The following is a 12,547-nucleotide window of genomic DNA, read 5'->3' on the forward strand; positions in this document are numbered from 1 at the left end:
GTCACAATTCCCCCTCTAACAATTTATGTTCCTGAATCCATCCGTCCAAATCCAATTCAACCATTGTATCAATAACTTTGTTATATTCTGAGTATTTTAATATACGATTTATTTCCGGGTATTCTTTGGTTTTATATACAGGAACATATTGATCCATCAAACTAACCAATATATTTTTATCCAGTTTTGCAACAAATTTAAGAGCCCCCTGTGCCTCATCAATGTTATTAGGTAATACAAGTATTCTTATAATCAATCCTCTTTTTAAAAGGTTATTTTCAAAGATATAATTACTTCCAACTTGTCTATACATTTCTTTTACAGCATCTTGTGCAAATTTCCAGTAATCTGGAGTTTTAGAATATCGATTAGCAGCATATTCAGTTGTATATCTAATATCTGCAAGGTAAATATCTATAACGCCGTCTAAAAATTTTAAAGTTTCAACTGTTTCATAAGACGAAGTGTTCCATAATAAAGGAATATTTAATCCATTTTCAATAGCGATGATTAATGCGTCAAAAATAAACGGGAGATAGGGCGTGGCGGTAACCAAATCTATATTTTTAACCTTTTTTTCGTTTTGTAACCAGAGAAATTTTTCCGCCAATTCTTCAACGTTAAATTCTTTACCAAAGCCTTTTTGAGAAAAATTAAAATTCTGACAATAAACACATTTCATTACACAATTACTAAAGAAAACGCCTCCTGCACCAGTATCTCCAACCAAAGGAGGTTCTTCTCCTTTGTAAAGTACAAATTCAGAAACTTTAATCTTATTACTTACACCACATACACCAACATGCTTATGTCGATTTATTTGACATTGCTTTGGACATAAATTACATGAAAAAAGTTTTTCATATAAAATATCTCGTCTCTTTTGTAATTCGCCTGATTCATAAAGTTTTATGTAAGAAGGAACATATGCCATTACAGTGCAATACCTCCATCAACTCGTATAACCTGTCCTGTAATATATGATGAATCATCTGATGCAAGGAATAAAACGACTTTTGCGACTTCTTCTGCGCTTCCCATTCTTTTTAATAATATTCTTTCAAGAGCAGCTTTTTTAAAGTCTTCATTTAATTCTTTAGTCATATCTGTTTCGATAAATCCTGGAGCCACAGCATTTACTCTAATTTGTTCTCCTTTCATTGTCAATTCTTTTGCCCATGTTTTTGTCATTCCAATAACTCCTGCTTTACTTGCAGAATAATTGGTTTGTCCAATATTACCTTCAAGCCCAACAACACTGGAAATATTTATTATAGATCCTTCTTTTTGTTTTCTCATAACTTTTGCAACCGCTTTGGTAACAAGAAATACACCTTTTAAGTTTACATTGATAACAAAATCAAAATCTTCTTCCTTCATTAATAATAACAACATATCTTTAGTTACACCTGCATTATTGACAAGAACATCAATTCTTTTAAATTCTTTAGCAATTGTCTTAACTGTATTATTAATTTCATCACTATTTGAAACATCGACTTTGTATCCGATGAACTTTCCAGGCCCTTTTTCATTTAATTCTTCTTCTACTTTTTTCAAAGCATCCAGGTTTCTTGCAAACCCCAAAACGGTAGCTCCTTCACTTACAAAAACTTCACTTATTTTTTTGCCAATACCTCTGTTTGCACCAGTTACTACACATATTTTATTTTCTAATTTCATTCTTTTTCCTCCTTTGAACTTTTTAATAAAAATCAAATCACATTATATTATAGCATATTTTTTGTAATACAATCTATTGTATGATATAATTTACATATGAAAGGGAGTGGATAAATGGAACAGGAATTCAGGGAATATATTACTGAAATAGAGAATATTCTTGAAAAAAAACTACCTGATGAATCAATCGAAATATTGAGGAAAGCATATTATCTTGCTAAGGAAGCTCATAATGGTCAGATGAGAGCTTCTGGGGAGCCTTTTTTCGAACATCCTAAAGCTGTATCTAAAATTCTTGCTGAATTGAAGATGGATGTTGAAAGTATAGCTTCTGCCTTATTGCATGATGTTGTTGAAGATTGTGATGTTCCTATTGAAAAGATTACCAATGAATTTGGACCGGAAATAAGTAGAATAGTTGATGGAGTTACCAAAATTAGTAATTTAAAATTAAATGAAAAATTAAATAAAGTAGATATGAAATCGCTTGAGAAAATAGAGACTATCAGGAAAATGTTGTTAGCAATGTCAAATGATATAAGGGTTATTATTGTTAAATTAGCAGATAGACTACATAATATGAGAACTTTACAGTATGTTCCATATAAAAAACAGGTGATAAAGTCTCAAGAAACATTAAAAATTTATGCCCCGATTGCCCATAGACTTGGTATTCATAAAATAAAAGCAGAATTAGAGGATTTATCTTTTAAATATCTGTATCCAGAAGCCTATGAAGATTTAAAAAGAAAGTTGGAAGAACGTGTATCAAATGTTCATGACAGGATGGAAGAATATAAAACAACAATAAAAGAACAATTAGAAAAACACAATATAAAAGCTACGTTGCAAGGAAGAACAAAACATCTATATAGTATATGGGAAAAAATGCTAAGAAAAAACAAAAGTTTTGAAGATATTTATGATTTTATTGCTTTAAGAATTATAACGGAGTCTCCTACAGCATGTTATGCAGCTTTAGGTGTTGTTCATTCTGTTTGGAGACCTGTGCCCGGAAGAATAAAAGATTATATAGCCGTTCCAAAATCAAATGGTTATAGGTCAATTCACACTACTGTTATTACAAATAAAGGTGAAACGCTTGAAATTCAAATTAGAGATTGGGAAATGCATGAAGAAAGTGAATATGGTCTTGCAGCACATTGGGCATACAAACAGGGTGTAGACGCTAAAAAAATGTATTTCGTAAAAAGATTAATGGATTTACATAAAGAAATAGCCCAATCTGCATTTAATATGAGTGAAATAGAAGAGGAACTTCAGGCGCATGAAGTTTTTGTATTTACACCAAAAGGTGAGATTTTGCATTTGCCATATGGCGCAACTCCAATTGATTTTGCATACGCCATTCATACTAACGTTGGAAATCATTTTGCCGGTGCAAAGGTTAATGGAAGAATAGTTCCTATAAGTTATGAGCTTCAAAATGGAGATATTGTAGAAATAATAGTTAACAGAAACTCTTCTGGTCCAAGTATAGATTGGTTGAAATATGCAAAATCTTCAAGAACAAAGCATAAAATAAAAAGATATTACAGATTAAAAAATGAAAAGAATCTTGAAGAAAAAGGAAGAGACAAGATTCGTGAAATTGCTAAAGACCTTGATATGTCCATAGATAATCTAATTCACGAAATAAGAAATAATGAGATTTTTTGTGAAAAACACAAGATAAAAAATGAAGAAGAATTATATATTCGTCTTGGTTTTGGAGATTTAAACCCAAGGGAGATATACAAATTATTTGAGAAGAAAGAAGAACCAAAAATAGAAGAAAAGAAAGAAGAAGTACATCACATTACCTATAAGCGAAAAGGAGTAGGAGTTATAGTAGATGGTCAGGAAGGTATAGATGTTTATTTTGCAAAATGTTGTAATCCTGTTCTTGGTGATGACATTATAGGTATTGTTAGTAGAAGAGGTATAGGTATTCATAGAAGAAATTGTATGAATATACGTGAAGTTCCACCAAATAGAGTAATAAAAGTTAGTTGGGTAACAGAAGATGCAGAAAATACAAAATTCGTTACACATCTTTTAATAGAAATGGAAAACAAATCTGTTCTTGATGATATAAGAAGAAAAATAAAAAATGAAAAAGCTAATATAGAAATGTATGAAACCACAAGAAAAACTGATAGAATAGATCTAAAGATGCGATTAGCTGTAAAAGATGTACAACATCTAATGAGAGTTTTAACGGCAATAAAAAATATAAAGGGAGTATATAGTGTAAGGAGGAGTTAAAGTTGAGAGCTGTATTGCAAAGAGTAAAAAAAGCTTCTGTGGTAGTTGAAAATGAAATAGTTGGAAAAATTGGAAAGGGAATTTTAGTTCTACTTGGAGTAGGGCATAACGATACAGAAAACGATATAAAGTGGTTAGCAGATAAAATAATGAATTTAAGGATTTTTGAAGATGAAAATGATAAGATGAATTTGTCCTTGCTTGATATAAAGGGAGAAATACTTGTTGTATCTCAATTTACATTATATGGAGATTGTAGAAAAGGCAGAAGACCTTCGTATTCAAATGCAGCGAAACCCGATAAAGCTAATGAATATTATGAGAAGTTTATGAAATATATTGAAGACAATTATAATATAAAGGTTGAAAGAGGGATTTTTCAAGCAGAAATGGAAGTTGAGTTAATAAACGACGGCCCAGTAACTTTGTTATTAGATTCAGAAAAAACATTTTAAAAAAAATTTGGAGGTGTTATTATGAAAGAAGTTGAAATTACAGTATTCGTATATTCTGAACATCCTTTTGATGTACATATTAGCAGTGAAGGAGCTCAATATGGAGTAACTCCTCAAAATGTGCATAAAATATATAGAGGTGAAGAAAAACCTGCTAAAGGTGTTGTTGTGAAATTTAAATTACCAGATGGAACAAAAAAATATGTAAGAGGGGAATAAAGAAAATATGAGTAATTTATATCTTATAGATGGAAGCGGAGTAGCATATAGAGCATTTTTTGCATTGGATCAGGAATTGCAAACATCAACAGGAATTCCAACTAATGCAATCTATGGTGTTACCAAAATGCTTATAAAAATCTTAAAAAAATATATAAAAACAAATGAAGATGCAGTTATTTTCGTAATGGATAAAAAAACTGTAACCTATAGGCACAAATTATTAGAACAGTATAAAGCTAACAGACCTGAAACACCTAAAATATTCAAAGAACAAATACCTTATATACTTGAAATGGTTAATGCACTTGGAATAAAGACAATTGCTGAAGAAGGTGTTGAGGCAGATGATGTTATAGCAACATTGGCTTTAAAAGGAAAGGAAAAATTTAAAAATATTTATATTCTTTCTTCCGATAAAGATTTAATGCAGTTAATAGATGAGAAAATAAAAATGTTAAGAATTGGCAGAGGTATTACCGATTTAATAGAATATGATATAGAAAAAGTTAAAGAGAGATATGGATTTGAACCTAAAAAAATTCAAGATTTTCTTGCATTAACTGGAGACACTGCGGATAATATTCCTGGTGTAAAAGGAATTGGAGAAAAAACGGCTACAAAGCTTATAAAAGAGTATGGGACTCTTGAAGAAATATATAAAAATGTTAGAAATACAACTAAATCCATACAGAAAAAATTAACAGAAGGAAAAGATATGGCATTTTTAAGTAAAAAATTGGTTCAATTAATTACAGATGTTGAGTTGGATATAAATTGGGAAGATTATATATATAGGGGTTATACAGAGGAACTTGAGAAATTATTAAATGAATTTGAATTTAAATCAATAATTAGAGAATTAGGATTAAAGGAAGAAAAAAAAGTAATAGTCTCACCTGAAATCCCGGAATTTGAAGATCTATCTAAAAAGGGAAAATATCATTTAATAAGTCCTGATAAAATCGATGAAATAATATCGAAAATAAAGGATGCAAATCCTGTATCATTTGATTTAGAGACAACCGCAGTAGATCCGTATCGTGCAGAAATTCTTGGTATAGCTTTATCTACAGAACCAGGGACAGGGTATTACATCGATATATCAAAACTTGAAAAAAAAGAAAAACTTGAAATATTAAAAAAAATATGGTTAATTCTCAAAGAAAAAGATTTAATTGGACAAAATCTTAAATACGATTTGTCAATAATGAAGGTTAATGGGTTTGAGATAAAGAATCCTTATTTTGATACAATGATTGCTGCATATCTTGTTTCTCCAGATTCTCGACGATTCAATATGGATGATTTAGCTAAAAAATATCTCGATTATGAAACAATAAAATATGATGATATAGTAAAAAAAGATACCTTATTTGCCAATACATTAAAAGATGTAGATCCTGAAAAGGTTGCGGAATATTCAGGTGAAGATGCAGATATAACTTTACGTCTTTTTTATGTATTAAAACCTCGAATCTATGAATTTCAACTTGAAAAGGTAATGGAAGAAATAGAAAATCCCCTAATTCCTGTTCTAGCCAAAATGGAATTAAATGGAGTTTTCTTTGATATTCCATATTTGAAAGAGCTTGAAAAAGAGTATAAAAATATTACCAAAAATATTTTAAATGAAATTCAGGAAATTGCAGGATATAGTGTTAATCCAAATTCTCCAAAACAAATCCGTGAATTGTTATTTGAAAAACTTGGAATAAAGCCGAAAAAGAAAACAAAAGGCGGTCAATATTCAACAAATGCACAGGTTCTGGAAGAGTTGAAAAATGAACATCCTGTAATTAAGCTTATATTAGAATATAGAAAATACCAAAAGCTTTTATCAACATATATTCAAGCAATACCAAAATTAGTAAATCCAGTAACGGGAAGAGTTCATACATCATTTAATCAAACAGGGGCAGCCACGGGAAGATTAAGCAGCAGTGATCCAAATCTACAAAATCTACCAATTAGAGAAGTGGAAGGGGAAAAGATAAGAAAAGCTGTCAAAGCTGAAAAAGAAAATTATGTTTTAATGAGTGCGGATTACTCTCAAATAGAATTACGTGTTTTAGCTCATATGAGTCAGGATCCAATTTTAATAGATTCATTCAATAAAAACCTTGATATTCATAAAATTACAGCAGCGAAATTGTTTGATGTTCCTGAAGAAAATGTTGATAATAAAATGAGGCAAATTGGAAAAATGATAAACTTTTCTATAATATATGGTGTTTCCTCATATGGTTTAGCTGAAAGAACAGGGATTTCTATAGAAGAAGCAGGAATATTCATAAAAAAGTATTTTGAGCTATATAAAAATGTAGAAAAATATCAGAAAGAAATATTATCCAATTTAAATAAAAATGGATATGTCGAAACATTATTTGGAAGAAAAAGATTTTTAAGTAAGTTGAATCTTAACAAAAATGATTTAAGAAGAATTGCAGTAAATACTCCAATTCAAGGAACAGCGTCAGATATTATGAAATTGGCAATGATAAAATTAGATAAAGTTTTGCCAGAATATGCTAAGATGATTCTTCAGGTTCATGATGAAATTGTAATAGAATTACCTGAAGATAGGATTGAAGAAGTTAGTTTAATTGTAAAGGAAACTATGGAAAATGCTGTTAAGTTAGATGTGCCTCTAAAAGTGGATATTGCAGTATCCGAAAGGTGGTCAAAGTGAGGCGATTATAGTGAGAAAATTAATAGTATTATTATGTATACTTTTATTAAGTATTTCTTTATTCGCATATACAAAGATAAATTTTAGTTTTTTAATTACTATTGGAAGTACTGGAACCAGTTATGAAAACACAGTAAAAATAAAATATATAGAAGATTCTATTATCTCCACAATTACTTTTTTATTAAGTAAATATCCAGAAGAAGTTATAATAGACGGGGAAAAGATTAGAGTATATTCTCCTGAACAAAAATTTATAGTTCCTTCTGGTAAAAATAAAATAATATATCATGAAAAAGAATATGAGTTCTATTTTAATAAAGAAAACATTCAAATATCTTTTGAGAAAGAAATTCAGCCAAGAGTGATTATTCATAAATATACAAAAGAAATATCTCCAAATAATGACTGGTATAATGATGATTTAGAAATAATCCTGTATTCCAATACTAAAGCGAATTTGAAAATAGGATTTTTAAATATAATAAAACAAATTAATCCTGGGAAAAATGTTATATATATAAATTTGAAAGAATTAAAAGATGGGTTATATAATTTACCATTAACCATTTTTAATGGAGAAGGTATTCAAACTAAGAAAATAAATATAAAAATTGATAGAACTAAAAAAACATTGACTAAATATATAGTAATTTCAATATTTACAGCAGTTATAAGTATAATAATACTCAATTCAATAAAATAATCAATATAAAGGGCTATTTATCTATAAGCCCTTTATATCTTTATAGTATGTTATAATAACTAAGGAAATTATTTATATTTTTGAAAATAAAATGTTTTATTATGATATAATTAAATGTTATATTCTTTCAAAACTCTCCATCGAAGCTTCGGTAGAAACTTCAAAAATCTTTCAAAAGAGGTGTGAAAATGAGTGAAAACAATAAAGAGGCATCAAAGCAAAAAGATGAAATTATCCCTGTCGAAATAGATATGGGGAAACTTAATCAAATGAGCCGGAGACAATTATACAATCTTGCAAGAAAATACGGAATTGAAAATTATTCCACTCTTACAGATCACGAATTAAAGTTTAAAATTTTGAGCAAACAAACGGAATCTTTCGGATATTTCTTCCACGAAGGAATCCTTGAAATTCTTCCAGATGGATATGGATTTTTAAGAAATACCCATAATTCTTTGCTTACAGGGAATGACGATGTATATGTTTCACAATCGCAAATTAGAAGATTTAACCTTTCTACAGGTGATGTAGTTGCAGGTCAGGTTAGGCCTCCAAAAGAAGGAGAAAAATTCTTTGCATTATTACGTGTTGAAGCTGTAAACTACCAGGATCCTGAAACAGCAAAAGATAGGGTTTCATTTGAGAATTTAACACCAGTTTATCCAAATGAACGATTGATATTAGAATATGAAAATGGTCCTTTAAGTTCCAGAATAATAGATATTTTTTCACCAATTGGTAAAGGTCAAAGGGGATTAATTGTTGCACCACCTAAGGCAGGTAAAACAACATTATTAAAAGATATGGCTAATTCAATTGCTAAAAATAATCCGGAAACCAAAAGGATAGTTTTATTAATAGATGAGAGACCTGAAGAAGTAACAGATATTAGAGAAACGGTTGATGCAGAAGTAATAGCTGCACCTTTTGATATGGATCCGCAAAACCAAATAAAAGTTGCAGAAATGACATTAAATATGGCAAAAAGGCTCGTTGAATTTGGACATGATGTAATAATCTTAATGGATTCATTAACAAGATTGGCCAGAGCATATAATTTGTATGTTCCCCCAAGCGGAAAATTATTAAGCGGTGGTGTTGATCCATCGGCATTAACCTTTCCTAAAAAATTCTTTGGAGCAGCTAGAAGAATTAGAGAAGGCGGAAGTTTAACAATAATTGCAACGGCCTTAGTTGAAACAGGTTCAAAAATGGATGAGGTAATATTTGAAGAATTTAAGGGAACAGGAAATATGGAATTGATTCTATCAAGAGAATTAGCAAATAAACGAATATTCCCGTCTATAGACATAAAGCTTTCAGGAACAAGAAAAGAAGAATTATTATTTTCAAAAGAAGAATTAAAATATTCATGGATTTTAAGAAATTGGCTAAATAACCTTACTAAAGAAGAAGCAATAATGGAGATATTCAGATTAATGAGAAAGTATGAAACAAATAAAAAAATGTTCAAAGAAATTGAAAAACAAAAATTTATAAATTAGTTTAATTTCAGGGGGGATAATATGTATTTAAAGAGATTTATAAAGGATTCTAAGCCAAAAGCTACATTTGTTATTGTACATGGACTTGGAGAACATTCAGGAAGGTATAAACCATTTATAGAAATGTTGTTAGAAAGAAATTTTCAGGTAATTACATTTGATTTACCGGGTCATGGTTTAAGCGAAGGTAAAAGAGGGCATATAAAGGATTTTTATAAAATTTATGAATATATAGAAGAAATAACACCTGATAAATTTATATTATTTGGACATAGCTTAGGAGGGCTTATATCTTTAAGATATGCAGAAGTTTCAGAGAAAAAACCAGAAAAATTAATATTATCTTCACCTGCAGTTGGGAAATTATATAATTCTTTTCATAAAATTTTATTATCAACAGTAGGTATTTTTGGAAGTTTAACAATAAGTAACGGAATATCTCCATCAGCATTATGTTATAGCGAAAAAGCAGTTGAAAAATATATAAATGATCCGTTAGTACACAATAGAATTTCAATGAAAACTGCCAAACAACTTTTTTCTGAAGCAGAAAAAGCCTTGAATAGTGCTGAAAAATTGGATATTCCAGTATTACTTCAATATGGTGAAGAAGATAAAATTGTGAATATCAATGAGCTTGAAAAATTATCTCAAAAAATAAATACCTTATACTTAAAAAAACATAAATATGCCAAACATGAAGTATTTAATGAACCAAAATACAAAGATAAATTTTATGAAGCCATCTTTGAATTTATTGAATAAAAAATATTAAAAAAATTTTTGGGGGGAGATAATATGAAAATAAAATCCAAAATATTGATTTTGACATTTTCTTTGTTGTTTATATCATTTCTGGTATTTTTTATGATAAGTTTAACGCAATCTCAGGATTCCTTAAAAAAGAGTTTTGTTAATAAATTAATAGTAGCCCGGGACTCAAAAATAATGTTGTTACAAAAGACATTGATGGAAGTTTCAAATGATTTAGATTACTTTAGCGATATGAATGCTATAGTTGAAAATTTAAAAGGATTTTATGACGAAGAAGATTTTTATAAAAGCTTAGATGACTTTGATACATTATTAAAAGATTTAAAACTTATATATTATGAGAATAATCCTTATAAAGAAAAAGAAAAACTTGACAATTTCTTTTATGATGACAATTTTGATCAAAATAAAATATCCTCAGATGTTTTAGATGAAGTATATCAATATAATTCAGTTCATGAGAAAATAAATCCATTGTTGAGAAAATTGATAAATACTAAAAATTTATATTATGATATTTATTACATATCTTCAGATGGATACGTACTATATTCCGTTAAGAAAAACGATGATTTTGCAGAAAGTATTAATTCGTCAAAATTAAAAAATACCAGTTTGGCGAAGATATATAAAATTTTAAGTGAAGATAAAGAAAATAAAGTTCATTTTTTAGATATCGAAGAATATAATATAGGCGACAGCAAATATGCTTTTTTTGCCGGTAAGAAATTAATATATGACAATCAAAACATAGGTTATTTAATAATTAGATTAAATGTGGAAAATTTTGAAAAAATCTTTATGGATAGAAGTGGAATGGGGAAAACTGGAATTACATACATAGTAGGTAAAGATAAAATAATGAGAAGTAATTTGCCAGACAAAAATACATTATTAAAACAAAAAGTTGATACAGACTATATTGTAGAAGCTTTAAAAGGAAATTCTGGATGGGAGATTTCTAAAAACATAAACAATGAAGATGTGATTGTAGCCTATTCATTGTTTAATTTTAAAGATATAAACTGGATATTTGTGGCAGAAGTTTCATTAAAAGAGGCTTATGAAGATTCAGTTAAAATCAGAAATATATTATCTATAACCTCTGTAATTATATTAATAATTTCAATAGTCATATCAATATTCTTTTCACAAAAAATATCAAGTCCACTAATTGAATTGAGTAAAAAAGTTGATAAATTTGCACTTGGCGACTTTACAGTAGATTTTAAAGTAAAAAGTAAAGATGAAACAGCATTAATAGCAAAATCATTGCAAAATATGGCAAATAATCTTAAAGATACAATAAAATGGATACTAATAGCAGGAGATAAGATTGAAAATTCAGCAGAAACACTAACGGAAATATCAAACAAAACAATGCGAGCAAATGAAGAATCATTATCAAAAGCCATGGATATAGAAGAAAATGCTGAAAATGCAGCATCATATACAGAAATGCTAACTACAGGTGTAAATGAAGTTTCAATTGCTGCTCAAAAGGTTTCAAGCGATACATCAGAAATATCAAAAGAAGTAAATGAAGCTACAGAAATAACTGAAAAAGGTGAAAAATCAATAATTCAAATTAATGAAATAATACAAAAAGCAGTAGAAAAATCAACTGAAACAGAAAAAGCAGTTGAAACCTTATCAGAAAAAGCTGAAAATATTGGTGAAATTGTTGATACAATAACAACAATTACAGAACAGACCAATTTACTTGCATTAAATGCAGCAATAGAGGCGGCAAGGGCTGGAGAAGCCGGGAAAGGATTTGCTGTAGTTGCAGATGAAATAAGAAAATTAGCAGAAGAAAGTAAAAATGCAACAGAAGAAATTGCTAAAATCTTAACAGAAATAAAAAATGGTACGATTCAGGCAAATAAGGCTACAGAGGAAACTGTAGAAGTAATAAATGAAGTTGAAAATCAGGCTAATGATGTAAAAGAAAAATTTGGAGTAATCCTTGAAAAAATAGAAAATATAAATAAACGAGTTGAAGGATTAACCTCAAGTGCTGAAGAGCAAAGTGCTTCAACAGAAGAGATGGCGGCAGCAGCTGAAAAAACTTCACAAATGGTAAATCAAATTTCTGAAGAAATATCCGAAATAACAAGAGATATCCAGATAGAAAGCGAAGAAATAAGCAATGTAAATGAAAAAGCAGAAGAATTGAAAAAATTAGTAGAAGAGTTGAACAATAAATTGGATAATTTCAAAATATAATGTCAATAGTATA

The 12,547-nt window shown here is 28.9% G+C and carries 10 protein-coding genes; 8 read left to right on the forward strand and 2 right to left on the reverse strand.

Going from position 1 to position 12,547, the window contains the following annotated elements; translation table 11 throughout:
* Position 1: 1 nt before the first annotated feature.
* Both LN42_RS00675 and fabG read right to left on the reverse strand, forming a co-directional pair.
* On the reverse strand, positions 2–934 hold the full coding sequence (locus LN42_RS00675) for a radical SAM protein (RefSeq protein WP_014295618.1): 933 nt from the start codon (positions 932–934) through the stop codon (positions 2–4).
* The gene (gene fabG, locus LN42_RS00680) at positions 934–1,683 is read right to left on the reverse strand and encodes a 3-oxoacyl-[acyl-carrier-protein] reductase (RefSeq protein WP_014295619.1); all 750 of its coding nucleotides are present in this window, start codon (positions 1,681–1,683) and stop codon (positions 934–936) included. Before fabG ends, LN42_RS00675 begins: the two co-directional genes overlap by 1 nt.
* 114 nt (positions 1,684–1,797) lie before the next feature.
* Here fabG and LN42_RS00685 point away from each other — a divergent pair, with 114 nt between their 5' ends.
* From LN42_RS00685 to LN42_RS00720, 8 genes are all read left to right on the forward strand, one after another.
* Complete coding sequence (locus LN42_RS00685) at positions 1,798–3,951, forward strand: bifunctional (p)ppGpp synthetase/guanosine-3',5'-bis(diphosphate) 3'-pyrophosphohydrolase (RefSeq protein WP_075780095.1); 2,154 nt, start codon at positions 1,798–1,800, stop codon at positions 3,949–3,951.
* A 2-nt stretch (positions 3,952–3,953) separates the two neighbouring features.
* Positions 3,954–4,406 (forward strand): D-aminoacyl-tRNA deacylase, encoded by a 453-nt coding sequence (gene dtd, locus LN42_RS00690; RefSeq protein WP_014295621.1) that lies wholly within the window; start codon positions 3,954–3,956, stop codon positions 4,404–4,406.
* 21 nt (positions 4,407–4,427) lie between these two features.
* Positions 4,428–4,625 (forward strand): hypothetical protein, encoded by a 198-nt coding sequence (locus tag LN42_RS00695; protein ID WP_075780096.1) that lies wholly within the window; start codon positions 4,428–4,430, stop codon positions 4,623–4,625.
* Between the two features lie 7 nt (positions 4,626–4,632).
* The gene (polA, locus tag LN42_RS00700) at positions 4,633–7,317 is read left to right on the forward strand and encodes a DNA polymerase I (RefSeq protein ID WP_075780097.1); all 2,685 of its coding nucleotides are present in this window, start codon (positions 4,633–4,635) and stop codon (positions 7,315–7,317) included.
* 10 nt (positions 7,318–7,327) lie between these two features.
* The gene (locus LN42_RS00705) at positions 7,328–8,023 is read left to right on the forward strand and encodes a hypothetical protein (protein WP_075780098.1); all 696 of its coding nucleotides are present in this window, start codon (positions 7,328–7,330) and stop codon (positions 8,021–8,023) included.
* Between the two features lie 188 nt (positions 8,024–8,211).
* Positions 8,212–9,531 carry a transcription termination factor Rho gene (gene rho / locus LN42_RS00710; RefSeq protein WP_014295625.1) on the forward strand — a complete coding sequence of 440 codons (1,320 nt, stop codon included), beginning with the start codon at positions 8,212–8,214 and terminating at the stop codon, positions 9,529–9,531.
* 21 nt (positions 9,532–9,552) lie between these two features.
* Positions 9,553–10,296 carry an alpha/beta fold hydrolase gene (locus tag LN42_RS00715; protein ID WP_075780099.1) on the forward strand — a complete coding sequence of 248 codons (744 nt, stop codon included), beginning with the start codon at positions 9,553–9,555 and terminating at the stop codon, positions 10,294–10,296.
* Between the two features lie 33 nt (positions 10,297–10,329).
* Positions 10,330–12,534, forward strand: coding sequence for a methyl-accepting chemotaxis protein (locus LN42_RS00720; protein WP_075780100.1), 2,205 nt, complete (start codon positions 10,330–10,332; stop codon positions 12,532–12,534).
* Positions 12,535–12,547: the final 13 nt, after the last annotated feature.

Source organism: Marinitoga sp. 1137, assembly GCF_001941525.1.
Taxonomy (GTDB): Bacteria; Thermotogota; Thermotogae; order Petrotogales; family Petrotogaceae; genus Marinitoga; species Marinitoga piezophila.

Excerpts from the sequence above, each read along its gene's own strand:
- LN42_RS00685 (WP_075780095.1), top strand. The coding sequence starts at position 1,798 with ATGGAACAGGAATTCAGGGAATATATTACTGAAATAGAGAATATTCTT.
- LN42_RS00715 (WP_075780099.1), top strand. The coding sequence starts at position 9,553 with ATGTATTTAAAGAGATTTATAAAGGATTCTAAGCCAAAAGCTACATTT.
- polA (WP_075780097.1), top strand. The coding sequence starts at position 4,633 with ATGAGTAATTTATATCTTATAGATGGAAGCGGAGTAGCATATAGAGCA.
- LN42_RS00675 (WP_014295618.1), bottom strand. The coding sequence starts at position 934 with ATGGCATATGTTCCTTCTTACATAAAACTTTATGAATCAGGCGAATTA.
- fabG (WP_014295619.1), bottom strand. The coding sequence starts at position 1,683 with ATGAAATTAGAAAATAAAATATGTGTAGTAACTGGTGCAAACAGAGGT.
- LN42_RS00695 (WP_075780096.1), top strand. The coding sequence starts at position 4,428 with ATGAAAGAAGTTGAAATTACAGTATTCGTATATTCTGAACATCCTTTT.
- rho (WP_014295625.1), top strand. The coding sequence starts at position 8,212 with ATGAGTGAAAACAATAAAGAGGCATCAAAGCAAAAAGATGAAATTATC.
- LN42_RS00720 (WP_075780100.1), top strand. The coding sequence starts at position 10,330 with ATGAAAATAAAATCCAAAATATTGATTTTGACATTTTCTTTGTTGTTT.